The organism is Mesorhizobium sp. M0587 (assembly GCF_040320945.1).
Taxonomy (GTDB): Bacteria; Pseudomonadota; Alphaproteobacteria; order Rhizobiales; family Rhizobiaceae; genus Mesorhizobium.
In genome coordinates this window covers 1-668 of record NZ_JAMYQP010000115.1, presented here as the reverse complement: position 1 = coordinate 668, position 668 = coordinate 1, and the positions used below count along the sequence as shown (strand labels likewise).

Genomic DNA, 668 nt, shown 5'->3' with positions numbered 1-668 from the left:
ATTGCGACACCAGTGCTGCCGCTTGGCACGTCAGCCGCGAAAGCAGATGCCGTCCAGCGGATATTTGTCCAACAAACAATCGCTTCTATGTCGCACAACCGGCTGATCGCTTGGTATTACACGCCAATGGCTCTTCGCTTCACGGAGTACCTCGACCCAGACATATGCGTCTATGATTGCATGGACGAACTCTCCGCGTTCAAGAATGCGCCGCCCGAACTGGGGCAGATGGAAAAGGCGCTTTTGCGCCGTGCCGATCTCGTTTTTACCGGCGGGTTGAGCCTGTACGAGACCAAGCGTCACCTGCACCAAGCGATCTATCCCTTTCCGAGCAGCATCGATGTAAAACACTTTCATAAGGCGAGGAAGCCAGGAAAGGACCCAGCCGATCAGGCCGACATTCCTTACCCAAGGGTCGGGTATTTCGGCGTGATCGATGAGAGACTGGACGTCGCTCTCGTCGCGCGAGCGGCAAAGATGATGCCGGACGTTCATTTCGTTATGCTCGGCCCGGTGGTTAAGATCGACCCTGAGAGTCTGCCTCAAGCTGAGAACCTGCATTGGCTAGGTGCGAAGGCCTACTGCGACCTACCCGATTATCTGCGCCATTGGGATGCAGGCTGGATGCCGTTTGCACTCAACGAAGCGACCCGGTTCATCAGCCCGAC

At 56.4% G+C, this 668-nt stretch carries 1 protein-coding gene; it reads left to right on the top strand.

From position 1 onward, the window contains the following. A partial coding sequence (locus tag NKI49_RS33260; protein ID WP_502899647.1) for a glycosyltransferase family protein occupies nt 1-668 on the top strand: 668 nt, incomplete at both ends.